Origin of the sequence: Amycolatopsis saalfeldensis (assembly GCF_900110575.1) — a bacterium.
In the GTDB taxonomy this organism is placed as follows: Bacteria; Actinomycetota; Actinomycetes; order Mycobacteriales; family Pseudonocardiaceae; genus Amycolatopsis; species Amycolatopsis saalfeldensis.
Map to the genome: position 1 here is coordinate 1 of NZ_FOEF01000016.1, position 23,248 is coordinate 23,248.

The 23,248-nt window shown below is 71.9% G+C and carries 22 protein-coding genes; 10 read left to right on the forward strand and 12 right to left on the reverse strand.

Features of this window, described 5'->3' with window-relative positions:
* The first annotated feature begins 47 nt into the window (after positions 1-47).
* Positions 48-755 carry an HU family DNA-binding protein gene (locus BMY97_RS30080; RefSeq protein WP_091623212.1) on the forward strand — a complete coding sequence of 236 codons (708 nt, stop codon included), beginning with the start codon at positions 48-50 and terminating at the stop codon, positions 753-755.
* Between the two features lie 900 nt (positions 756-1,655).
* Here BMY97_RS30080 and BMY97_RS30085 read toward each other — a convergent pair.
* The 3 genes from BMY97_RS30085 to cofC form a co-directional block, all read right to left on the reverse strand.
* Entirely contained in the window at positions 1,656-2,609 is a 954-nt protein-coding gene (locus BMY97_RS30085; protein WP_091623215.1) for an NUDIX hydrolase, read from the reverse strand.
* Positions 2,606-4,777, reverse strand: coding sequence for an RNA degradosome polyphosphate kinase (locus tag BMY97_RS30090; protein WP_425425346.1), 2,172 nt, complete (start codon positions 4,775-4,777; stop codon positions 2,606-2,608). Before BMY97_RS30090 ends, BMY97_RS30085 begins: the two co-directional genes overlap by 4 nt.
* Before the next feature lie 433 nt (positions 4,778-5,210).
* A complete protein-coding gene (gene cofC / locus BMY97_RS30095) occupies positions 5,211-5,843 on the reverse strand; it encodes a 2-phospho-L-lactate guanylyltransferase (protein ID WP_091623221.1) in 633 nt (210 codons plus the stop codon).
* A gap of 111 nt (positions 5,844-5,954) precedes the next feature.
* Here cofC and BMY97_RS30100 point away from each other — a divergent pair, with 111 nt between their 5' ends.
* From BMY97_RS30100 to BMY97_RS30110, 3 genes are all read left to right on the forward strand, one after another.
* Positions 5,955-6,653 carry a lysophospholipid acyltransferase family protein gene (locus tag BMY97_RS30100; RefSeq protein ID WP_091623224.1) on the forward strand — a complete coding sequence of 233 codons (699 nt, stop codon included), beginning with the start codon at positions 5,955-5,957 and terminating at the stop codon, positions 6,651-6,653.
* Positions 6,653-7,678, forward strand: a complete 1,026-nt coding sequence (locus BMY97_RS30105) for an NAD(P)H-dependent glycerol-3-phosphate dehydrogenase (protein WP_091623227.1) — start codon at positions 6,653-6,655, stop codon at positions 7,676-7,678. The genes BMY97_RS30100 and BMY97_RS30105 overlap by 1 nt, the downstream gene beginning before the upstream one ends.
* A 211-nt stretch (positions 7,679-7,889) precedes the next feature.
* Positions 7,890-8,369, forward strand: coding sequence for a cysteine dioxygenase (locus tag BMY97_RS30110; protein ID WP_091623229.1), 480 nt, complete (start codon positions 7,890-7,892; stop codon positions 8,367-8,369).
* 105 nt (positions 8,370-8,474) lie between these two features.
* Here BMY97_RS30110 and BMY97_RS30115 read toward each other — a convergent pair whose 3' ends face one another.
* The 6 genes from BMY97_RS30115 to BMY97_RS30140 all read right to left on the reverse strand — a co-directional run bounded on the left by BMY97_RS30115 (position 8,475) and on the right by BMY97_RS30140 (position 13,281).
* A complete protein-coding gene (locus tag BMY97_RS30115; protein ID WP_091623231.1) occupies positions 8,475-9,470 on the reverse strand; it encodes an asparaginase in 996 nt (331 codons plus the stop codon).
* Positions 9,471-9,507: 37 nt separating this feature from the next.
* Entirely contained in the window at positions 9,508-10,329 is an 822-nt protein-coding gene (locus tag BMY97_RS30120; protein ID WP_091623234.1) for a class I SAM-dependent methyltransferase, read from the reverse strand.
* Positions 10,326-10,706: a VOC family protein gene (locus BMY97_RS30125; protein ID WP_091623237.1), complete on the reverse strand. Its 381-nt coding sequence runs from the start codon at positions 10,704-10,706 to the stop codon at positions 10,326-10,328. Before BMY97_RS30125 ends, BMY97_RS30120 begins: the two co-directional genes overlap by 4 nt.
* A 67-nt stretch (positions 10,707-10,773) precedes the next feature.
* Entirely contained in the window at positions 10,774-11,511 is a 738-nt protein-coding gene (locus BMY97_RS30130) for an FAD:protein FMN transferase (RefSeq protein WP_091623239.1), read from the reverse strand.
* Complete coding sequence (locus tag BMY97_RS30135) at positions 11,511-11,924, reverse strand: FMN-binding protein (RefSeq protein ID WP_091623241.1); 414 nt, start codon at positions 11,922-11,924, stop codon at positions 11,511-11,513. The genes BMY97_RS30130 and BMY97_RS30135 overlap by 1 nt, the downstream gene beginning before the upstream one ends.
* A 10-nt stretch (positions 11,925-11,934) precedes the next feature.
* Entirely contained in the window at positions 11,935-13,281 is a 1,347-nt protein-coding gene (locus BMY97_RS30140; protein ID WP_091623242.1) for a ferredoxin reductase family protein, read from the reverse strand.
* A gap of 147 nt (positions 13,282-13,428) precedes the next feature.
* Here BMY97_RS30140 and BMY97_RS30145 point away from each other — a divergent pair, with 147 nt between their 5' ends.
* Positions 13,429-14,139, forward strand: coding sequence for a response regulator transcription factor (locus tag BMY97_RS30145; RefSeq protein WP_091623245.1), 711 nt, complete (start codon positions 13,429-13,431; stop codon positions 14,137-14,139).
* Positions 14,136-15,587, forward strand: coding sequence for a sensor histidine kinase (locus BMY97_RS30150; RefSeq protein ID WP_091623248.1), 1,452 nt, complete (start codon positions 14,136-14,138; stop codon positions 15,585-15,587). Before BMY97_RS30145 ends, BMY97_RS30150 begins: the two co-directional genes overlap by 4 nt.
* Here BMY97_RS30150 and BMY97_RS30155 read toward each other — a convergent pair.
* A complete protein-coding gene (locus tag BMY97_RS30155; RefSeq protein ID WP_091623251.1) occupies positions 15,559-16,233 on the reverse strand; it encodes a pyridoxamine 5'-phosphate oxidase family protein in 675 nt (224 codons plus the stop codon). The two genes, BMY97_RS30150 and BMY97_RS30155, sit on opposite strands and share 29 nt — an antisense overlap.
* Before the next feature lie 90 nt (positions 16,234-16,323).
* Between BMY97_RS30155 and pdxR the strand changes: the two genes are divergently transcribed.
* The 3 genes from pdxR to BMY97_RS30170 all read left to right on the forward strand — a co-directional run bounded on the left by pdxR (position 16,324) and on the right by BMY97_RS30170 (position 21,335).
* Positions 16,324-17,694, forward strand: coding sequence for a MocR-like pyridoxine biosynthesis transcription factor PdxR (gene pdxR / locus BMY97_RS30160; protein WP_091623254.1), 1,371 nt, complete (start codon positions 16,324-16,326; stop codon positions 17,692-17,694).
* 965 nt (positions 17,695-18,659) lie between these two features.
* Positions 18,660-19,757 carry a D-alanine--D-alanine ligase family protein gene (locus BMY97_RS30165; protein WP_091623256.1) on the forward strand — a complete coding sequence of 366 codons (1,098 nt, stop codon included), beginning with the start codon at positions 18,660-18,662 and terminating at the stop codon, positions 19,755-19,757.
* 237 nt (positions 19,758-19,994) lie between these two features.
* Positions 19,995-21,335, forward strand: a complete 1,341-nt coding sequence (locus BMY97_RS30170; protein ID WP_091623259.1) for an MFS transporter — start codon at positions 19,995-19,997, stop codon at positions 21,333-21,335.
* On the opposite strand, the gene BMY97_RS30175 is transcribed toward BMY97_RS30170, so the two are convergent.
* Both BMY97_RS30175 and BMY97_RS30180 read right to left on the reverse strand, forming a co-directional pair.
* The gene (locus tag BMY97_RS30175; protein ID WP_177231608.1) at positions 21,316-21,864 is read right to left on the reverse strand and encodes a DUF3515 domain-containing protein; all 549 of its coding nucleotides are present in this window, start codon (positions 21,862-21,864) and stop codon (positions 21,316-21,318) included. The two genes, BMY97_RS30170 and BMY97_RS30175, sit on opposite strands and share 20 nt — an antisense overlap.
* Positions 21,865-21,883: 19 nt before the next feature.
* Positions 21,884-22,117, reverse strand: coding sequence for an Lrp/AsnC ligand binding domain-containing protein (locus BMY97_RS30180; RefSeq protein ID WP_091623261.1), 234 nt, complete (start codon positions 22,115-22,117; stop codon positions 21,884-21,886).
* 138 nt (positions 22,118-22,255) lie between these two features.
* On the opposite strand from BMY97_RS30180, the gene BMY97_RS30185 reads away from it, so the two are divergent.
* Positions 22,256-23,212 (forward strand): thiamine-phosphate kinase, encoded by a 957-nt coding sequence (locus BMY97_RS30185; RefSeq protein ID WP_091623264.1) that lies wholly within the window; start codon positions 22,256-22,258, stop codon positions 23,210-23,212.
* The last annotated feature ends 36 nt before the right edge of the window (positions 23,213-23,248 follow it).

A 23,248-nucleotide genomic window follows, 5' to 3' on the forward strand; every position in this document is an offset into this window, starting at 1 on the left:
TCGGCCGACGTGGCCGTGGACGAAGAGTTCTTCTTGGAGGACCGGAAATGGCCAACAAGGCCCAGCTGATCGAGGCGCTGTCGGAGCGTCTGGGCGACAAAAAGGTTGCTTCGGAGGCCGTCGACGGTCTCGTCGACATCATCATCCGGACGGTCAACAAGGGCGAGAAGGTGAACATCACCGGGTTCGGTGTGTTCGAGAAGCGTGCCCGCGCCGCCCGCACCGCACGGAACCCGCGTACCGGTGAGACCGTCAAGGTGAAGAAGACCAACGTGCCCGCCTTCCGCGCCGGCACCACCTTCAAGGACGTCATCTCCGGCACCAAAAAACTGCCCAAGGCCACCGCCGTCAAGCGCGCCACCGCCACCCCCGCCCGCGCCACCACCACCCGTGCGGCGGCAACCACGCGCACCACCGCCACCCGCGCGACGGCTTCGCGCCCGGCGACCACGCGCGCCACCACCACGCGGACCCGCGCCACCGCAGCAAAGCCCGCCGCGAAGGCCACGGCCACCAAGGCCCCCGCGACGAAGGCGAAGGCCACCAAGGCCACCGCCAAGCCCGCCGCGAAGGCAACCGCCGCCAAGGCCACCACCACCCGCGCCAAGGCCGCCGCCAAGCCGGCAACCAAGGCGACTGCGACGAAGACCGCCGCCAAGCCGGCCGCGAAGGCAACCGCCGCGAAGACCACCGCGGCCAAGAAGCCCGCCGCCAAGGCCCCGGCCAAGCGCACGTCCGCCGCGAAGAAGAAGTAGGCAGTTGTAGCCACCTCTCCTCGAGGCGAGCAACGGCAGGGCCCCACCCGAACCACGGGTGGGGCCCTGCCGCATGTTCGGGCCGGTTCTGTGAATCGGCTGTGTGGCAGGGCATTCGGCGGGGCGCGGTGGCGGGGTGCGCGGAGATGGCTGGGAGCCGGGGTTCGGGCAGGCCTGCTGGGAGCGTGGGCGACGGGTTGGCGGCTGGTTTGGGCGGGCGTGGCGGCTGGCCGCGGCTGGTTTCGGCGGGGGCGTGGTGACTTGTCGCGGCTGGTTTGGGCGAGGGGTCGATGACCGGCTGCTGTTCCCTTTCGGCCGTCGGTTTGCGACTGGTGGCTTGGGGCCTTGGGTTGTGGTGGCAGCCGCTGGTTCGGGCCTGGCGACCCTGGTCTTGGGCCGGGAATGGCAGATCGGTATAGCTGGTAAGGAGTTCTTTACGCGGCAGGCTGCCCTGTGACGGAGGCGGAGTCGTACTCGCTGTGGCCTGGCCGGGAAAGTCCCCTCCGGTGGTGGGATCGGGGCCACCCGGTCGGACGAGTGAGGGTCACCGTCAGGTGTCGCCGCTCCCAGGGCAGAACGCTACTGCGGCCTGGAAGCCCCCCAGCGAGCCGTGGTCCGCGGCAGCGCCCGTGGAGAAGCGCGCGGGGGCAACGGTCGCTCAGCGGCCATCGTGGGCGGGGGAGCCGGCGCTGTCCCCCGAGTGGCGCAATGATCGGCAGGTGGCAGCGGACAACAACTCGCGAGGCGCAACAGCCGAGCGCTGACTTCCCCGGAATTCCCCGGGTGAATCCGGCGGCTTCGCAAAGGCGCCCGGGCGGCTTTCGCGTAATTGCCGATCTTCGCCGGGACCGAATCCCCGTGCCTCCACAATGGAGGAACGTACGTTTCCGGTCGGGATGGTTACGAGTGCGACGGCGCCGGGGAAGGGAGTGCGCTCGGGTAATAATCGGCGCTCATCAGTTCCGGGCCGGTGCTGCCCGACGGCGGGCGGAAGGTCAGGACCCACAGCGAGCCCTTCTTGCTGGGCACCACGCCGCCGCGGGAGGCCGTCAGCTCGATGCCGTCGCGGTCGGCCAGCGCGCTGATCAGATCCGGGATCACCCCGCCCTGGCTGCTCACCAGGGGAGTGCCGCCGTCGCCCGCGATCGCGAGCAGGCGGGCGATCCCGAGCACCGGGTCGGGCCAGTAACCCTCTTCCGACAGCAGGTGCTCGTGCCGCACCTCGACGCCGAGGTCGTCCGCGACACCGGCCACCGTTTGCACACAGCGCAGCCGGGGCGCGGACAGCACGCGGTCCGCGCCGAACAACGGCACCAGCGCGCGCAGGGCTTCGGCCTGGCGCTGCCCGGCGTCGGACAGCGGGCGCAGGTCGTCGTCGCCGGTCCAGTCCTCGCGCTTGCCCGCCTTCGCGTGGCGCACCAGCAGGACGGTGGTCGACGACGGCGGCAGCGCGCAGAACTCCCGCAGCACGCGGACGTCGGTGTCCCGCGTCAGCAGCTGTTCCGCCGCCGACGGGTCGAGCCAGCGCAGCTCGTCGACCTCGTCGTTGGGCTCGAAGGAGCCGGATACGGCTTCGCCGCTGAAATAGTCGACCGTCTTTTTCAACACCCCTTCGCCGTGGCGAGCGGGCACGTCGTACGCGGTCTGCGCGACGTACCGGCCCAGCACGGCGCGAAAACCCGTCTCCTCACGGATCTCGCGGACGGCGGTGGCGGCGATCGTCTCGCCGGGGTCGACCTTGCCCTTGGGCAGCGACCAGTCGTCGTATCGCGGACGGTGGACCAGCGCCACCTCGAACGCGTCACCGGCGCCGCGCCACAGCACGGCGCCGGCCGCCCGGACGTCCGGGCTCATCCGGCGGCTCCGTGCAGCTTCGCCAGTTCGGTTTGGTGGTCGCGCACCTGCGAGCCCGCGGCAGGGAACGGCTGCCACTCGCCGGTGGCCGAAAGCACCCAGCAGCGCGTGGTCGGGTCGAGCGCCGAGTCGAGCACCGCGTCCAGCTGCTGCGTCAGCTTCGGGTCCTTGACCCGCACCAGCGCCTCGATCCGGCGGTCCAGGTTGCGGTGCATCATGTCCGCGCTGCCGATCCAGTGCGTGCCGCCGGCGCGGAAGTGGAACACCCGCGAGTGCTCCAGGAACCGGCCGAGGATCGAGCGGACGCGGATGTTCTCGCTCAGCCCCGGCACTCCCGGCTTCAGCGCGCAGATCCCGCGCACCACCACGTCGACCTGCACGCCGGCCTGCGACGCGTGGTACAGCGCGTCGATCACCTGCTCGTCGACCAGCGAGTTGCACTTGATCCGGATCCCGGCCCGCTGCCCGGCACGGGCCAGCTCGATCTCCTCGCCGATCGCGCGCACGATGCCGCGGCGGATGCCGTGCGGCGACGTGAGCAGCGTCCGGTAGGTGTCCTGGCGCGAATAGCCGGTGAGGACGTTGAACAGGTCGGTGATGTCCGCGCCGACGCTCGGGTCGGCCGTGAGCAGGCCGAGGTCTTCGTACAGGCGCGCGGTCTTCGGGTTGTAGTTGCCGGTGCCGATGTGGCAGTAGCGGCGGATGGTGGCGCCTTCCTGCCGCACCACCATCGAGACCTTGCAGTGCGTCTTCAGGCCCACGAGGCCGTACACCACGTGCACGCCCGCGCGCTCCAGCGTGCGCGCCCAGGCGATGTTGGCCTGCTCGTCGAAGCGGGCCTTGATCTCCACCAGCGCCACGACCTGCTTGCCGGCCTCGGCGGCGTCGATCAGCGCGTCGACGATCGGGGAGTCGCCCGAGGTGCGGTACAGCGTCTGCTTGATCGCCAGCACCTTCGAGTCGGCCGCCGCCTGCTCGATGAAGCGCTGCACGCTGGTGGAGAACGAGTCGTACGGGTGGTGCACCAGCACGTCGCCCTCGCGCAGCGTCGCGAACACGCTCTTGGGCGTCTCGCGCTCGCCGAACGCCGGGTGCGTCGCGGGCACGAACGGCCGGTCCTTCAGCTCCTTGCGGTCCACACCGGACAGCTGGAACAGGCAGGTCAGGTCGAGCAGGCCGGGCACCTCGACGACGTCGGCCGGGTCCACCTCCAGCTCGCGCAGCAGCAGTTCGAGCATGTGCTCGCTCATGTCCTGCGCGACCTCGAGCCGCACCGGCGGGCCGAACCGGCGCTGGGCCAGCTCGCGCTCCAGCGCCTGCAGGAGGTCCTCGTCTCGGTCCTCTTCGACCTCGAAGTCGGCGTTGCGGGTGACGCGGAAGATGTGGTGCTCAAGCACCTCCATGCCGGTGAACAGCTCGCCGAGGTGCGCGGCGATGAGCTCTTCGAGCGGCAGGAAGGTGGCCGTGCGGCTGGTCCGTTCCTGTTCCACGCGCATCAGCCGCGGCACGTTGCTGGGCACCTTCACGCGGGCGAAGCGCTCGGTCCCGCCCTGCGGGTCGCGCACCGTCACCGCGAGGTTCAGCGACAGCCCGGAGATGTACGGGAACGGGTGCGCGGGGTCGACGGCCAGCGGTGTGAGCACCGGGAAGATCTGTTCGGAGAAGTAGCTGGACAGCCGCAGCTGATCGGCCCCGGCGAGGTCGGCCCAGCCGACGATCCGGATGTCCTGCTCCGCCAGCTGCGGGCGAAGGTGCTCTTCGAACGCGGCCGTGTGCCGCTCCACCAGGTCCTGGTTGCGCTTGGCGATGTAGTCCAGCTGCTCGCGCGGGGTGAGCCCGTCCGCGCTGCGCACCGGCAGGCCCGTCTCGTCGCGGCGCTTCAGGCCGGCCACGCGGACCATGTAGAACTCGTCCAAATTGGACGCGAAGATGGCCAGGAACTTCGCCCGTTCGAGCAAGGCCTGCGATTCGTCCTCGGCCAGCGCGAGCACCCGCGCGTTGAAGTCCTGCCAGGAGAGCTCCCGGTTGAAGTACCGGTCGTCGGGCAGAGTCTCCACGGCGGTCGGCACGGTCGAGGTGACGGCGGGCGGCGCGGACGGCACGGCGCGGATCTCCTCGCCCGAGGCCTCCCTCGCGGCCGCACTCGCCGCGGAAGCGCGGGCGGTGATCTTCGCGAGCGCGGTCTTGCCCGGAACGCTCTTGCCGCCCGGGTTCTTCGACTCGCGGCTCTTCGGCGTCGCGGGCTTCGAGGCCGAAGCCCGCAGCGCGGCCGACTTCGACGGCGTGTTCTTGGGCTCGCTCTTGGACGCGGCGGCGGAGACACCGGCTCTGGCCGCGGTGGCGCGCGCGGCCGTCGCCTTGGCCGAACCCGGGCCTGCGGTCACGGACTTCGGGGCCGCCTGGCCGGTGGCCGTCTTCCGGGCGGCCGAGCTCCGGCGGGGAGCGGGGTCCTTCGCGACCGGCGTCGCCGGGCTGGTCCCGCGTCGCCGGGCCTGCTGACCGCTACGGGCTGGAGTGCTGCCGTCGTCTGTGCTCACGAGGCCCATTGTTCACTACAAAGCTACCGATTGCGCAGACCGCGGTGAAGGTCAAATGAACAGCTCAGCCCAGCGGCACACAGGCCGTGCCCAGCACCGCCGCGGTGTGCTCCCCGACACCGAGCGAACAGGCGTGCCCGAGGTCCTCGGGAGTGTCCACGTCGCTGCGAAGGGAGACCAGCCCGCCGGCCAGCGGGGTGGCGCCGGAGCGGGTGTGCAGGCCCGCTGAGCCGACCCCGAACCGCGGGTCGAGCGGCGCGCCGGGCGCCGACAGCAGCAGCGTCGTGCCGGTGCCTTGACGGTCGGCGACGAACGCGCGCCGTCCCGCCGCCTCGCCCAGCGCCGTGGCCAGATCGCCCGGGCGCAGGGCGGGCAGGTCGGCCTGCAACGCGCCGATCACCCCGCCGGGCGAGCCCGCCCGCAGCAGTGCCTCGCCGTGCCGGAGCGCCTCGTTGAGGCCGGGCACCTCCGGCTCGGGCACGATCTCCGCGCCGAGCGCGGCCAGTTCGGACACCGCCGCCGGATCGGCCGCGACCACCAGCACCCGACGCACGTGCGCGGCCGATGCCACCGCCGCCAGCGTGTCGTACGCCAGCGCCAGCACCAGGTCGGGGTGCCGTTCTTCGGCGAGTGCGCCCCGCAGCCGCGACTTGCCGTCGCGCGGGTGCTTCAACGGCACGATCAGGTCCACGTCCACCCGTCCATCTTTACCCGAAACCGCCGCCGCCCGTGGTGAGCACACCCTCCCTGGACTGCGTGAACCGGCGCGCGGCAGGATCAGCAGGAGTGCGAGCTCGAGGAGGAGACATTGACACGGCGTGAAAAGGGCGGCTTCTGGGTGGGACTGGCCGCCGCTGTGTTCTACCCGTTGACGGCGATCGGCAAGCGGGTCCAGATCGGTGCGGAGAAGGTGCCCCGGCAGGGTCCGGCGGTGCTGGTGCTGAACCACATCTCGCACCTGGACCCGGTGGTCGACGCGGTGTTCGTGCACCGGCTCAAGCGGGTCCCGCGGTTCTTCCTCAAGGAGAGCCTGCGCCACGTCCCGGTGCTCGGGAAGATCGTGGACGGCTCGGGGCAGATCCCGGTTTCGCGCGGTTCGAGCGCGGCCGGCGACAGCCTCAAGGCCGCCCACCAGGCGCTGGAAGAGGGCAAGGTCATCGTCATCTACCCCGAGGGCACCATCACGAAGGACCCCGCGGGCTGGCCGAAGGACGCGTTCACCGGCGTCGCGCGGCTGGCGCTGCAGAACGACGTCCCGGTGATCCCGATCGCGCGCTGGGGCACGAACGAGATCTTCAACGGCTACACGAAGAAGTTCACGCCGCTGCCGCGCAAGACCGTGACCCACCTGGTCGGCGACCCGATCGACCTGTCGGCGTACGAGGGCGCGAACCCGCGCAGCGCCTCGACGCTGCGTGAGGTGACCGCGCTGATGATGGACGAGGTCACCCGGCTGCTGTCGGAGATCCGGCACGAGGAGCCGCCGTCGAAGAAGCCGGACGCCTGATGGCCACCTTCGCCACCGACGTCCAGCGGGTCACCGTGCTGGGCGCCGGCTCGTGGGGCACCGCGTTCGCGAAGGTGCTCGGCGACGCCGGCCGGGACGTGACCGTCTGGGCGCGGCGGGAGTCCGTCGCCGAGGAGATCCGCTCGGCGCACGCGAACTCCTCGTACCTGCCCGGCGTCCGGCTGCCCGAGCGCATCACGGCGACGGCGGACGCCGCGGCGGCGCTGGACGGTGCCCAGGCCGTCGTGCTGGGCGTGCCGAGCCAGAGCCTGCGCGCGAACCTGACCGCGTGGCAGCCGTTGCTGCCGCGCGAGGCGATCCTGGTGAGCCTCGCCAAGGGCGTCGAGCTGGGCACGCTGAAGCGGATGAGCGAGGTCATCGCGGAGCTGGCGCAGGTGCCCGCGGACGAGATCGTGGTCGTTTCGGGGCCGAACCTGGCCCGGGAAATCGCCGCCTCCCAGCCGGCCGCGGCGGTGATCGCCTGCGCCGACCACGAGCGCGCGATGGCGGTGCAGCGGGCCAGCTCCAACCAGTACTTCCGGCCGTACACCAACACCGACGTGGTCGGCTGCGAGCTGAGCGGGGCGTGCAAGAACGTGATCGCGCTCAGCTGCGGCATGGCCGCGGGCATGGGCCTCGGCGCCAACACGATGGCGACGCTGATCACCCGCGGGCTGGCGGAGATGGCGCGCCTCGGCGCGAAACTCGGCGCGGACCCGCTGACGTTCGCGGGCCTGGCCGGCCTCGGCGACCTGGTGGCGACCTGCTCGTCGCCGCTTTCGCGCAACCGCACGTTCGGCGAACGGCTGGGCCGGGGCGACACGCTGGAACAGGCGCAGGCCGCGGCCGGCGGCCAGGTGGCCGAGGGCGTCGCGTCCTGCTCGTCGATCCGCGCGCTGGCCCAGGGACTGGGCGTCGACATGCCCATCACGGACGCGATGCACCGCGTCTGCCACGAGGGCGTCGACCCCCGCCAGGCCGGCGCCGAGCTGCTGGGACGGTCGCAGAAACACGAGTGGAGCTGAGCGGTTCCCTGGGCCGGGCGGGTCCAGGGGATGGGACGGGTTGACCGGGGCCGGTGGCGCTGGTTCGCTGTACGGCATGTCGACGTGCCTGATGATCGTGTGGCCGGGGTCCTGTGACCTCCGCCCCGTCATGGGCGCGTCGTGTCGCTGTTGTCGGTGAGCCCCGCCCCGGCCCAGCTCTTCTCTTCTTTCCTTCTGTGAGGACAGTTTCATGTTCGCCGTTCCGGACAACACCCTGCTGCGTCCCGAGAACCCCGCCCTGCGCCACCCCGTCCGCGTCGCCCTCGAGGTGGCCGCCGACCGGGACCGCTGGGGCGGCCTGCTCCGCTACGACCCCGACGAGCGGTTTTCCGCGCTCGTCTCCCGCGAGGACGGCCAGGAGATCTGGCTGCTCGGCTGGCTGCCGGGCCAGCACACGGACCTGCACGACCACGTTTTCGCGACCGGCGCGTTCACGGTCGTCTCGGGCCGGCTGACCGAGACGGTCGCGCGTCGCGCCCCCGGCGGCCGCGCCGTGACCGAGGTGCACGCGCTCGCCGCGGGCCAGTCGCGTGTCTTCGGCCCCGGCTACGTCCACGAGGTGCGCAACGACGGGCCCGACCCGGCCATCAGCATCCACGTCTACCGCGACGGCCCCCGCGACATGCGGCCGTACCACCTGGATCCGCTGGGCGGCCCGATCCGCGACTGATCCCGGGTTCGGACGCGGCGAAAGTCGTTGCTGCCACGGGGAAATCGGTCCAATCGGGTGACGGTGCGAGAGTCCCGTTCGCGCGCCGTCGGGAACCCGTGCCGGTCAGCGGTCCAGGTCGCCGCGGAGCCGGAACTCCGCCTCGATCCGGGACCGCGACGCGCCGGTCGCCAGCAGGAGTTGCAGCAGGACCCGGGACTTGCGCGGGCACAGCCACCCGGCCATGGTCGCGCCCATGCGGATCAGGCTGGACTCGGAGCCGTGGAAGCCGTACGTGCCGCGGAAAGTCGGGCCGGCGCCGGTGCGCGACGCGATCACGACCGGGACCTTCGCGGCCGCGATCACGTCCGCCGTACCCGTGGAAACGTGGCCGACCCCACTCGCCGCGACGACCACGCCGCGCGCGCCGCCCGCCAGCACCAGGGAAAGCAGCTCGCCCGAGTCCGCGATGCCGGCCTCCAGCAGCGGCACCAGCCCGGAGAAGTCCGCGTCCGCCAACGGCAGCGCGGGCGGGCGCGGGAGGGGCGGGTGGAAGTAGTGCACCGAGCCCTCCGCGACGAGGCCCAGCGGTCCCGCCGGCGCCGACGAGAACGCCTCCAGGTGGCTCGAATGGGACTTTCGCACCCAGCGTGCTGCGTGGACGTCGTCGTTGAACACCACCAGGGAGCCGCGGCTGCGCGGGTCGGCCGCGACGGTGAGCGACGCCAGCAGGTTCGCCGGCCCGTCCGCGCTCGGCAGGCTGGGGTTGCGCATCGCGCCGGTGACCACCACCGGCACGTCGTCGTGCGGCCAGGCCAGCTCGAAGAAGTACGCCGTCTCCTCCAAGGTGTCCGTGCCCTGCACCACGACGAGCCCGGTGGCGCCGTCCGCGACCTGTTCGGCTCCCCAGACCAGGCAACGCGCCAGGGTGGCGTAGTCCATCGAGGCGCTGGAGATGCCGGCGAGCGTGGCCGCGCGGACGTCCATCGGCAGGTCGGCGCCCAGCTCGCCGAGCAGGTCGGCGGCGGTCAGCCGGGGCACGACGCCGTCTTCGATCCGGCCGCCGGGGGTCATCGAGATGGTGCCGCCCAGCGCGGCGACGGCGATCAGGGGACGAGTCATGCCGCCACTCTAGGAACCGAGCAGGATCCGGGCCACGTCAGGAACCTTTCACCGCCTGGAGTGTGTAGCTCGCCGCGAGCCGGCCCGGATTCTCGCGCATGCGCCACTCGCCGTCGTCGCCCGCGGCCATCTCCTTCGGCAACGCGTTCCACGGGACGCTGTCGTGCTCGGTGAACCCGGTCAGCGAAAGGCCGTTGTCCAGAAGCGCCGTGATGATCTCGCCGAGCGAGTGGTTCCACTCGTGCGTGGTGGTGTTGCGAAGGGGCCGTTCGGTGTCGACGTAGGTGTTCTCGTCGTTCCACACCATCGGCTCGTCCAGCTCGAAATAGCCGAACCTGGGCCAGGCGCGCTCGGTTTCGTCATCCAGAGTCCACAGCATCGGGTGGGCTTCGCGGATAAACAGCCGGCCGCCCGGGCGCAGCAGGCGCGCCACGACCGAGGCCCAGTCCGCGATCCGCGGCAGCCAGCACAGCGCGCCGATTCCGGTGTAGACCAGGTCGAAGCCGCCTTCGCCGAAGACCTCGGCGGCGGCGTAGACGTTCGCCTCCCGGTAGTCGATGTCCGCGCCGGCGGCCGACGCGAGCTTGCGCGCCTCGGTGAGCGACGCGGGCGAGAGGTCGAGGCCGGACATCCGCGCGCCCAGCCGTGAAAGGGAAAGCGTGTCCGTGCCGATGTGGCACTGCAGGTGGACGCCGCGCAACCCGGCGACGTCGCCGAGCCGCGGCCGGTCGAACCGCACGACGTGGCTGAGGAACTCCGGGTCGTCCACGTACTTCCGCACGGCGTACTGCTCCGCCGCCGCGTGCAGTGGCGCGCGCTCGTCCCAGTTGGCGCGGTTGACGTCGAACGAGCCGGTCACGCCGTCGCCGCTTTTTCGGCCGCGCTGCGCTGCACGCAGAACTCGTTGCCCTCCGGGTCGCCCAGCACGACCCAGCCGGTGCCGTCCGGTCGCCGCTGATCGTCGACGAGGGTCGCGCCCGCCGCCAGCAGCCGCGCCATTTCCTCGTCGCGCGGGCGGTCCGGGCGCAGGCAGAGGTGCACGCGGTTCTTCACAGTCTTGGCGTCCGGCACCTGCTTGAACAGCAGGTTGACGCCCGCGTCGAGTTCGATCAGCACCTCCTCGTCGCCGGGGAAGTCCTCGTCGGTGAGCGGCCGCGCGACGACGACGCTCCAGAACTGCCCCAGCGCATACGCGTCCGGGCAGTCGAAGGTGATGTTGTGCACTACCGAGCTCATGCGGCTCCCCACGTCGACTTGGTTTGCCGCGAGTGTGCCCGAACCGGACATCACGGGCGATCGGTTTTCAGGCGGCGTCGAGGCCGGGGGAGCGGTGCACCCGGCGGGCCGCGTCGATGATCAGCACCTCACAGCCGGGTTGCCCGGCCGCCCACTCGATGCCTTCCTCGCCGAGCGCGAAGGCCGCGGTGGCCAGTGCGTCGGCGTTCGTCAGGTCTTCGGCGACGATCGTCACGCTCAGCAGCCCGGTGGCCGGTCGCCCGGTGCGGCCGTCGAGGATGTGCTGCCCGCGCTCGTAAGCCGCGGACGTCGCCACCGCCCCGTTGCGAGAGGTGACCACGGCGCACACCGACTGCGGCTGCTCGGGATGCCGGATGCCGACGCGCCACGGCCGTCCCGGCTCGGGCTCGCCGGAGGTGACGACGTCCCCGCCCGCGTTCAGGCAGAACCGCCGCGCCCCGGCGGCGTGCAGGCGGTCGGCCGCCCGCTGCACCGCCCAGCCCTTCACCACGGCGCACGGGTCGAGGGCGCGCCCGGGCAGCCGCGCCGAAAACGCGCCGCCGGAGAGGTGCTCGTAGTACGCACACAGGTCGAGCACCTCGTCGAGGTCGCCGCTGAGGTCGCCCGCGGCCAGCTCGCCCCGGTCGTAACGGGACACCTCACTGTCCACTTTGTACGGGCTGAAGCGAGCGTCCACCTCGTGCAGCCAGCCGAACGCGTCCGTGACGGCTGCCGAGAAGTCGCCTTCGTCGCGCAGGTCGAGCGAAACGGGCAGGCCCATCACCTGCTCGACGTGGGTCGTCATCAGGCGCCCTTCGTGTCGATCGCCGCTTGCAGCGACTGGATGTAGGACTCGCTGGTCTGCGTCGCTCCGGACACGGTGTCGATTTTCGCGCTCTGGGCCTGCAATGCCTCCTGCCGCAGTTGCGGGAGCGCGTCGATGCCGCGGCCGCTGTCGGGCTGTTGCAGGAGCTGGACGTCGGTGATCCGGCTGCCGGAGAACGTCACCTGGACCTGCACGGTGCCGAACTCGCTGCTCTGCGCCGAACCCGGCACGGTCACCGTGGTCCCGCTGTTGCCGGCCGAAGTGGACGGTGCCGAGACCGACGGCGGGGTGGCGGTGGTGGTCGTGGTGGTCCCCATCGCGGTCGGCTCGAACCGCCAGACGGCGATGAACCCGGCGATCGACAGGGCGACGACGAGGATGGTCTTCTTCATTTCCCGCTCCTCACGCGGCCAGGCTGAAACGTTCGGCGTGCACCCGCGCGGACGGCACGCGCAGCTCCCGCAGGCTGCGCAGCACCGCCGCCGTCATTCCGGGCGGCCCGCAGACGAACACGTCACGGTCGTCGACGTCGGGCACCAGGGCGTGCAGGCTTTCGGTGCCCAGCAGCGGCCCGTGCGGGCCGCGCTGGTCGGACGGTCCACTGAGGACGTGCACGATCGCGCCGCGGGCCTTGGCCAGCCCGCGCAGCTCGGGCAGCAGCACCGCGTCCTGCGGGGCGCGCACGCGGTACAGGACGACGACGTGGCCGGCGATGTCCTCCAGCAGCGCACGGATCGGCGTGATGCCGACGCCGCCGGCCACCAGGAGCGCGTTCGGCTGCTGCTGGTGAATCGTGGTGAAGGCGCCGTACGGGCCTTCGGCGAACACCCGCGTGCCGACGCGCAGCGAGCGCAGGCTCGCGCTGGACTCGCCGACGGCCTTCGCCGTCAGCCGCAGCGTGCGGCCGTCGGGCGCGGCCGAAAGGGAGAACGGATTGGCCTGCCACCAGCGGTCCTTCGTCAGGAATCGCCACAGGAAGAACTGCCCGGCGCGCGCGGGCAGCCGGTCGAGGTCCCTGCCCGTCATGTAGACCGAAACGGTGTCGGGCGACTCCGGGACGACGGCGACCACTCGCAGCTGGTGCCGCAGATTCCGCCACAGCGGCAGCCCGACGCGCCCGGCCAGCACCGCGGCCCCGGCGCCCAGCCACAGCGTCCACCAGTAGGCGCGCGCGACCGGGTGGCTGGTGAACGACTGGCCCACGGCGACCTGGTGCGTGAACGCGAGCAGCACCGCCGCGTAGGTGTAGAGGTGCACGAAGTGCCAGGTCTCGTACGCCATCCGCTTGCGCGCGAACCGGGCGGAAGCGGCGCCGACCACGAGGATCAGCACGAACGCGACGATCGCGCGCAGCAGCCCCTCCAGCGTGTCGGCCAGCTGCACGAGCTCGCCGACCGGGCCGCGGGCCTCCACGCTCGCGTAGCCGAAGACGATGAGCACGACGTGCGCGAGAAGCGTCCACAACAGGGTGAAGCCGGTCCAGCGGTGCCACGCCGTGAGCCGGTCCATGCCGAGCCGCCGGTCGAGCCACGGCAGGCGCGCCACGAGCAGCAACTGGAAAGCCATGGCCTGCGCGGCGTACAGCCCCGCCAGGCGGCCGGCACTGATCAACGGGTTGTCGGACAGCCCGCCGTTGACGAAGAACACGGTGACGAGGAGGACGTTCGCTCCCAGGAACGCGAAGAGCCAGGCTTTCGCGGTGACGCGCGGCGACACCGCCGGTCTGGGCGGCGCGGCGATCGGTGTCATGACAGTCACACGGGTTCCCTTCGGTTCGGGTTCACGAACGCCAGCGTCATCGCGGAACCTGTGCCGGGTCTGGGCGGAACCTGTCGACTGGCTGTCGAGCGGGGGTTCGGCTCGCGCGCCCGCCCGCGGCTCACGGAGGATGGGGGAGTGGAAACCCCGAACCCGGTGCGGCTGCTGGTCGTCGACGACGAGCCGCACATCGCCGACCTGGTGGCGACCGTCGCCCGGTACGAGGGCTGGCTGGCCGTGACCGCGGGCTCCGGCGCGGCGGCGCTGAGCCGGGCGGTTGAGTTCGGGCCCGACATCGTGGTGCTCGACCTGATGCTGCCCGACCTCGACGGCTTCACGGTGCTGGACCGCTTGCGCGCGAACGGCAACACCGTGCCCGTGGTCTTCCTGACGGCGAAAGACGCGACGGCCGACCGGATCGCCGGACTCACCCGCGGGGGCGACGACTACCTCGTGAAGCCGTTCTCGGTGGAGGAGCTGATGGCGCGGCTGCGTGCGGTCCTCCGGCGCAGCACCGGCGCCGCGGTCCCGGCGGCCGCGCGTGGCGCCGTCCTGACCGTGGGCGATCTCACCCTGGACGAGGACACGCGCGAGGTCCGCCGCGACGGCCGCGCCGCCGAGCTGACGCCGACGGAGTACGAGCTGCTGCGCTACCTCATGCGCCGCTCGCCCACGGTGCTGACCAAGGCGCAGATCCTCGACCACGTCTGGGAGTACGACTTCGGGGGCCGCTCCAACGTGGTGGAGCTGGTCATCTCCCATTTGCGGCGAAAGCTGGACGACGGTGCGGAACCGCTGATCCACACCGTGCGCGGCGTCGGGTACGTCGTGCGCCGGGCGGGCCGGTGAGCCGGCTCGGTCGCTGGGCGCGGCGCTGGTTCGGCGCGTGGCGCGCGTCGCGGCTCGGCACCCGGCTGGCGTTCGGGCTGGGCGCGCTGGCGCTGGTGGTCTTCGCGATCGTCGGCACGGTCACCGTGAGCTTCATGAACGGCTACCTCGGCCGCCGGCTCGACGAGCAGCTCAAGACCAGCCAGGTCGCGCAGGTGCCCGACCTGCGCTCGTCCCACGGCAACCCGCAGACCATCTACTCCTGGTACTCCGCCGTGTTCGAGGTGGACAAAGGCGTGGCGACGCCGCAGCCGGGCGGGAAGCTGCCCAGCGACGCTGCGACGCTCGCGAAGGTCGCTGTCGACGCGACGCGGGGCGACGTGTTCCGCACCGTGTACATCGACGGCGCCGGGATATACCGCGTACGCGCCTGCCCGGTCGCGACGGACCAGGTCGACACGGGCACCGTGCTGCTGAGCGCGGCGCCGCAGGCGGATCTGGACAACACCGTGCGGCAGTTGGTGCTCGTCGAGGTGATCGCGTTCCTGATCGCGCTGGCGATCCTCGTCGTCGCTGGGCGGCTGGTGCTGCGCCGGGGGCTGCGGCCGCTGTCGGACATGGCGGGCACGGCGCACGACATCGCGTCGCACGACCTCATGGCCACGGCCGCGCTGCCCGTCCGCGCTTCCGGCGAAGGCGGCGGTGCCGAGGTGCAGGAGCTGCGGACGGCGTTCAACCTGATGCTGACCCACATCGAGTCCTCGCTGGCCGCGCGGACAGCGGCGAACGAGCGCCTTCGCCGTTTTGTGGCCGATGCCTCCCACGAGCTGCGCACGCCGTTGACGTCGATTCGCGGCTACGCCGACCTGTTCCGCTACGCCGCCGCGAACGAGCCCGAGGAACGCGAGGCGCACCTGTCGAAGATCCGCGAGGAGACCGCGCGGATGAGCGTGCTGGTGGACGACCTGCTGCTGCTCGCGCGGCTCGACGCGCACGACGCCGAGCCGCCGGTACGGCCGGAGCGGATCGACTTGGCTGATCCGGCGCGCGCGGCCGCCGACGCGTTCCGGGCCGGACGGCCGGGTCGTCCACTGGAGATCGCCGTGCCGGCCGGGCCGGTCGAAATCGACGCGGATCCGGTCCGGCTGCGTCAGGTTCTCGACAACCTGCTGGCGAACGCCGCGGTCCACACACCGCCGGGCACGGCCGTTTCGCTGGCGCTGACGGTCGAGGACGGTCAGGCCGTCGTGCGCGTCAGCGACGCCGGGCCCGGCATCGCGGCGGAGGACCAGCGGCGGATCTTCGACCGGTTCTTCCGCGTCGACAACTCCCGCACGCGCTCGGCCGGCGGCACCGGGCTGGGGCTGTCGGTGGTGCAGTCGCTGGTGGTGGAGCACGGCGGCACCGTCGAGGTGGCCAGCGAACCGGGCCGCACGACGTTCACCGTGCGGCTGCCCCTTCCTTCGTGACGCGCTGGGCGACGTGCTCGGGCGTCGTCCATTTCGCGGACAGGTCCGCCGCCGGCTCGGGCTCGCCGAACACCGTCCGCACGGGCAGGACCCCGGCCCACGCGGCGTCGGCCTCGACGTCGTCCGCTTCGTCGTCCGGGCCCTCCGCGCGGAGCTTGACCGAAGCCTCCGCCAGGTCCAGTGCGAGCACGCTGACGGCGGCGAACTCCTTGGCGTTGACGCCGCGCGCGTGCTCCCACGAACCGGGCGAGAGGTGGTCGGTGAGCACGTGCAGGGCGTGCATCTTGGCGTCCGGGTCGGTGACGGTTTCGGCGCGGCCGAGGATGACGGCGCTGCGGTAGTTCATCGAGTGGTTGTTCACCGAGCGGCAGTAGACGATGCCGTCCAGCAGAGTGACGGTCACGCACACGTCCACGCCGCCCGTCGCGGCGCGCAGACTGGCCGCACCCGTGGAACCATGCAGGTAGAGGGTGTCGCCGTCGCGGGCGTAACCGGTGGGCAGCACCAGCGGCGCGCCGTCGCGGACGACGCCGAGGTGACAGATCAGCGCCTCGTCGAGCACGGAGTAGAGGGTGGCGCGGTCGGTGGCCGCGCGGTGCTTCTTGCGGCCGAGGCTGGTCCTGGGGGTCGGCGAGAGGCTCGTCATGCCTTTTAGTCTGAAACAGGCAAGTGGACCCATGAAACATCCACTTCTCGTACACTTGGAAAGTCCACTTTTTCTTGAGGGAGGTCCCTCGTGTCGTACGCCGACACCGCGTTGCCGGTCCGCCTCGACCGCGAAGCGGGTACGCCGCTCGCCGTCCAGCTGGCAGACGCCTTGCGCGAGGCCGCCGCGAGTGGTCACCTGCGCGGCGGCGACCGGCTCCCGTCGACGCGCGCTCTTGCCGACAGACTCGGCGTCTCCCGCACGGTGACCTCGGCCGCGTACGAGCAGCTGCACGCCGAGGGCTGGATCGCCGGCCGACACGGTTCTGGCACGTACGTGACCACCCCGCCGACGCGCGCGGCCGCGTCGGTGTCGCCGTCGGGACCGCCGTTGGCCGACGCCGAGATCGCGCCGATGCTGGACCTCAGCCCGGGCACGCCGTGGGCCGCGGGCTTGGACCGCGCCGCCTGGCGCCGCGCGTGGCGGGCGGCGGCGGACCCGGAGCCGTTGATCCGGGCGCACCGCGCGGGGCTGCCCGAGTATCGAGCGACGGTCTCCGAGCATCTGTTGCGCCACCGCGGCCTGGCCGCCGGCTCGGTGCTCGCCACGGGCGGGACGACGGCCGCGGTCGTCGAACTGGCCGCCGCCGTGCTGAGACGAGGCGCGGTGGTCGCCTTCGAGGAGCCCGGGTATCAGCGCGCCGTGCAGGCGTTTCGGCAGGCGGGGCTCACGGTGGTGGGCGTGCCCGTCGACGAGCAGGGCCTGCGCCCGGACGCCATCCCGGCGGGCGCGCGGGCGGTCTACTGCTCGCCGGCGCACCAGTACCCGATGGGCAGCCGGATGAGCGCGGCCCGCCGGGTTGAGCTGGTCGAGCGGGCCCGGGCGGACGGTCTCCTGGTCATCGAAGACGACTACGACGGAGAGCTGCGCTTCGACGTCGCCCCGCTGCCCCTGCTGGCCGCCCTCGCGCCCGACGTCGTCGTCCACCTGGGCACGACGAGCAAGATCCTCACCCCGACGCTCGGGGCGGGCTGGCTGGTGGCGCCGTCGGAGGTCGTGCGGGCCGTGCTGGCCTACCGGGACCTGACCGGCACGCGTCCGTCCCCGGCGGGCCAGCGGGTCCTCGTGGAACTGGCTCGTCACGGCGATCTGGGCCGCCACCTGCGCAAGCTCCGCCGCGAACTGGCCGAGCGCCGCACTCTTTTGTCGGAAGCCCTGTCCTCCGCCGCCGTCCCCATCCTCGGCGACGACGCGGGCGCCCACCTGGTGGTCCTCTTCGAGTCCGCCGAGGACGAGACGAACCGCATCGCCGCCGCCGAACGCCACGGCATCCGCCTCGACGGGCTCGCCCGCCACTTCGCCGGCACCCCCACGGCCCACGGGGTGGCACTGGGTTACGCGGGCTGCTCGCGGGAAGCGTTGGTCACGGCCTTGCCGACGTTGGTGTCACTGCTTCGGTGAGCCTGTCGTCCCTGGGCGGCGAGTGGCCTGTTGCCGCCGGGTGGCGTGTGGCTGTCGCCGTTGGGGTGGCGGGGCTGTCGCCTTTCGGTGGTGAGCGGCGGTTGCCGTTGGGGTGGCCGGCGCTATCTCCGTTGGGTGGCGAGTAGCGGTTGCCATTGGGGCGGTGGGGGCTGTTCTCGCCGGGTGGCGAGTGGCGGTCGTCGTTGGGGTCGCAGGGGCTGTCGCCGTTGGGCGGCGAGAGGTTGTAGCCCGTCGGGTGGTGAGAGGTTGTTGTCACTGGGTGGCTGCTCTCGCCGGGCGGCGAGTGGCTGTCGCCGTTGGTTGGCGAGGGCTGTCGCCGCTGGACGGCGAGGGGTTGTTGCCGCCGGGCTGGTGGGGGCTGTTGCCTCCGGAAGGCCAGAGGTTGTTGTCAGCGGCTGGCGGGACCGTTGTCGTTGGGTGGCGAGTAGCTGTTGCCAGCGTGTGGCGAGATCCGCTGCTGGTGCTCCGCTGGGCACGAGCACCCCTCACCACACCCGTCGCCGCTGGGTGGCGAGAAGCCATGGTTGCGGGGTTTCCAGAAGCCGTGGCCGCCGGATGGCGAAAGCTGTTGCCGCCGGGTGGCGAGAGGCTGGTGCTGCCAGGCGATGGGGGCCTGTCGTCGCTGGGTGGCGAGTGGCGGTTGCCAGCGGGTGGCGAACTGCGGTTGCTGCTGGGCGACGAGTGGCGGTTGCTGCCGGGTGGCGAACTGTGGTCGCCGTCAAGCGGCGAAGAGCCGTTGCCGCGAGGTGGCGAGGACCTGTTGCTGCCAGGTGGTGAAAGGTGCGGAGCCAGCCGTCCGACCGGAGGCGGCTCACGCCCGGCCGGAGCGTGGGCGTCCGGACCGCCAGGCCACCCCGTCGACTGGTTGTGCGGGAGTGGTGTCCGTCGCGCTCAGTCCACGGGGCCGCGCTGTTCGCGGTGGTCACCCGGTACGGTGACCGGCTATGAGTGCTGAAAAGGTCCGGGTGGCGGTCGTGTTCGGCGGGCGCAGCAGCGAGCACACGATCTCGTGCCTGTCGGCGGGCAGTGTCATCGCGAACCTGGATCCGGAGCGCTTCGAGATCCTTCCCGTCGGCATCACGCCGCAGGGCGGCTGGGTGCTCGGCAGCGGCGACCCGGAGGCGCTGAGCATCCAGGGCCGCGAGCTGCCGTCCGTCGACTCCGGTCGCGCGCTCGTGCTGGCGGGCGACCCGACCAGCCGCGAGCTGCGCACCGTCGACCCCGGCCAGGCGACCGAGGTGCTCGGCGGCGTCGACGTCGTCTTCCCGGTCCTGCACGGCGCCTTCGGCGAGGACGGCACCATCCAGGGCCTGCTCGAGCTGGCCGACATCCCGTACGTCGGCCCGGGCGTGTTCGCCAGCGCGGCCGCCATGGACAAGGAGTACGCGAAGAAGCTCCTCGCCGCGGAAGGCCTTCCGGTGGGCTCGTACTCGGCGCTCCGCCGTGGACAGTCCACAGTGGAGCAATCGGACCGGGAACGCCTGGGGCTGCCGGTGTTCGTCAAGCCAGCGCGCGCGGGCTCTTCGGTGGGCATCTCGCGGGTCGCCGACTGGTCCGAAGTGGACGCCGCCATCGAGCTGGCCCGGCGCACCGACCCCAAGGTCCTCGTCGAAGCGGCCGTGGCCGGGCGCGAGGTGGAGTGCGGCGCGCTGGAATTCCCGGACGGGCACGTCGAGGCCTCCCTCCCGGCCGAGATCCGCGTCCTCAGCGAGGACGACAACGCCTGGTTCGACTTCGAGAAGAAGTACCTCGGCGATGACGCCGAGCTGGACATCCCGGCCAAACTCGACGACGCCCTCACCGAACGCGTGCGCGCGATGGCCATCGAGGCCTTCCGCGCCCTCGACTGCCAGGGCCTCGCCCGCGTCGACTTCTTCGTCACCGAGAGCGGCGACCTGGTGATCAACGAGGTCAACACCATGCCGGGCTTCACCACGAAGTCCGCCTACCCGAAGATGTGGGAGGTCACCGGAGTGGACTACCCGACCCTCCTCGCAACCCTCGTCGACACGGCCATCGCTCGCGGCACCGGCCTTCGCTAACGCCTCGCCCGCATCTCGCGCTCACCGTCGCCACGAGACGGCGAAACCGCGCCTCGGCCGAGAACCGCCCCACACCAGCCAAACCCGCCGAAACGGACCACCTTCCGGACCGTTGCCGCTGATCGGCGAAACCGCGTACCCGCGCCCCGGACGTCACCCATTACAGTGATCAACCGGAAATCCCGGCGGCACTGTCGCGGCTCCAGCGGCGCGCGCCGGCGCACAAGGAGGCAGCGCGTGCAGATCGCGTCCCGGCTCGACCGGCTGCCGGTCACCAGGCGGCACCGGTACTTCGTCGCCGTGGTGGGGGTGGTGACGTTCTTCGACCTCTACGACCTGTTCCTCGCCGCCACCATCAGCACCGTGCTGACCAAGGAGTTCGGCGTCACGGCCGACCTGCTGAAGCCGCTGATCGCGTCGGCGTTCGTCGGGGCGTTCGTGGGGGCGGTGTTCCTCGGGCGGCTCGCGGACCGGCTCGGGCGGCGGCGCGCGTTTCTGGTCACCCTCGGGATCTACTCGGTCTTCACGCTGCTCGGCGCGTTCAGCACGGACGTCTGGATGCTGGTGGCCTGCCGGTTCGTCGCGGGCATCGGCATCGGCGCGGAGCTGCCCGTGGCCGACGCCTACCTCGCCGACCTCCTGCCCGCTCGCGCCCGCGGCCGCGCCACCGCATGGGCCTACACGATCGGCTTCTGCGGCGTCCCCGCCGCCGGCTTCCTGGCCCGCGCGCTGGTCGGCCATTCGCCGCTCGGCGTCGACGGCTGGCGCTGGCTGTTCGTGATCGGCGCGCTGGGCGCCGCGATCGTCTGGGGACTGCGGTTCACGCTGCCCGAATCGCCGCGCTGGCTCGCCGCGCGCGGGCGGGAGCGGGAGGCCGACGAGATCGTCCGCCGGCTGGAGGCGTCGGCGCCGCAACCGCTGGCCGAGCCGGAACCGGAGCCACCCGCGCCGGAGCCGGTGCGGGTGTCCGCGCTGCTGCGCCCGCCGTGGTTCCGCCGCACGGCGATGCTCCACGTGTTCCAGCTGCTGCAGGCGTTCGGCTACTACGGTTTCGGCTCGCTGGTCCCCATCGTGCTCGCAGCCAAGGGTTTCTCCCTCGTCAGCTCCCTGACATTCAGCGCGCTGACGTTCCTCGGCTACCCGATCGGCTCGGCGCTGTCGATCCCGATCATCGAGCGGATCGAGCGCAAGTGGCTGATCGTCGCCAGCGCGGCGGGCATGGCGGTGTTCGGGCTGGCGTTCGGCTACTCGACGTCCGGGGTGCTGATCGCCGTCTTCGGCTTCTGCTACACGGCCGTCAGCAATGTCTTCTCCAACGCCTTCCACACCTACCAGGGCGAGCTGTTCCCGACGTCGCTGCGCGCGACCGCCGCCGGTTCGGCGTACGCGCTCTCGCGGCTGGCCACCGCGGCGATGCCGTTCATCCTGCTGCCAGTGCTGCAGGGCGCGGGCGCCACCACGATGTACGCCGTGGTCGCGGGCGCGATGGTGCTGCTGATCATCGACGTCGCCATTCTGGGGCCACGCACGACCGGAGAGTCGCTAGAGACGATCGCCGCTAGAACTTCAGGGGCCTGACCGGCAGCTTCGCCGCGACGGTGTCGGAGATCGCCTGCAGCGGGCCGGTGCCGGCGGAGTCCGGGATGGTCAGTGCGATGTAGACGTCCCGGTCGACCACGTACCAGGTGGCCGAGCCGTCCTCGCTGAGCTGCAGCCACTGCACGCCGTTGACGACGCGCAGCTGCGCGGTCTGCGTCAGCTCCGGCGGCCGGTCGAGGCCGCAGCGCAGGACGATCGGGTCACCGTCTCCCCAAGCGACCGTGGCCTTCGGCGCCGGCGCGGCCAGGGTGCGCGGGGCGAGCTGCTTGCCGTTGGACGTCAGGTCCGCCGGAACCGCGGAAACGAGCGTGGTGCACGACGGCTCGCCCGCGTGCGGCGCCGGAACGGAGACGAGCGCGAGCGGCCCGTTCGCGTCCGGGGCCGCGCTCGACGCCGCCGTTCCCTTCGTCAGCGCGAAGACCGCGACTGCCACGGCCAGCGCGACCACGAGCGCGGAGGCCGTGATGAGCACCACCTTCGGCGGTGCGCCGGTGTCGGAATCTGCCACCGGACCAGTGCACCACGGCTCAGAGATGGACCACCGGGCAGGTCAGGGTCCGCGTGATGCCCTCCACGTTCTGCACCTTCGCGACGACGAGCTGGCCCAGCTGGTCCACGGTGTCCGCGGTCGCGCGCACGATGACGTCGTACGGGCCGGTGACATCCTCCGAGCTGGTGACGCCGGGGACACCGGCGATCTCCGCCGCCACCGCGGCCGCCTTGCCGACCTCGGTCTGGATGAGGATGTATGCGTGGACCACGGCGTGCCCTTTCGTCGGTAGCGATGGTGTCGAGGTAGGAACGGTGTAGGCAACGTATCGCCAGCCCCGGGAAAAACCTAGGGGATCCGACTGTCGGTGGTCGAGGCTTCGTGCCCGGAGAGAAATCGGAGGTGACCGGTGTCACCGAACGACGGCACGGTGGCCGCGATCGGCGAATTCGCGCTGATCCAGGCGGTCACCGAAGGGCGTCGCCAGCCGGCGTCCACTTTGCTCGGCCCCGGCGACGACGCCGCGGTCGTCGCCGCGCCGGACGGGCGCGTGGTCGCGACCACGGACGTGCTGGTGCAGGGCGTGCATTTCCGGCTGGACTGGTCGAGCCCCGAGCAGGTGGGGCGCAAGGCCGTGGCCGTGAACCTGTCCGATGTCGCGGCCATGGGCGCGAAACCGACCACGGTGCTGGTCGGCTTCGCCTGTCCGCCGGATTTGCCGGCGACGGTGGTGACGGAGCTCATGAACGGCATGTGGGCCGAGGCGGGCCGGGCCGGGATCGGGGTTTCGGGCGGCGACATGGTGAGTGCCGACCAGCTCGTGATCAGCGTCACGGCGCTCGGCGACCTCGAGGACCGCGAGCCGGTGACGCGCTCGGGCGCGCGGCCCGGCGACGTGCTGGCCGTCAGCGGTCGGCTCGGCTGGGCGGCGGCGGGGCTTGCGGTGCTGCGCCGCGGGTTCCGTTCGCCCGTGGGCGTGGTCAACGCGCAACGCTGTCCGGAACCGCCCTACGAAGCCGGTCCGCGGGCCGCGCTCGCCGGGGCGACGGCGATGATCGACATCTCCGACGGCCTGCTCGCCGACCTCGGGCACATCGCGTCGGCGTCGGGGGTCGGCCTCGACGTGCAGACCACGGACCTGGAGGTCTCCACGCGGCTGCGGGAGGTGGGCACCGCGCTCGGCGCCGACCCGCTGCGCTGGGTGCTCACCGGCGGCGAGGACCACGCGCTGGCGGCCACTTTCCCGCCGTTCGGCGACCTGCCCGAGGGCTGGCGCCGGATCGGCACCGTGACCATGCCGGACTCCGGCATCACCGTGGACGGGAAGGAATACGGCCACGAAGGCGGCTGGGAGCACTGGCGGTAGCTGCCTAGAGTGGCGGGCGTGGAGATCCGTGCGGTC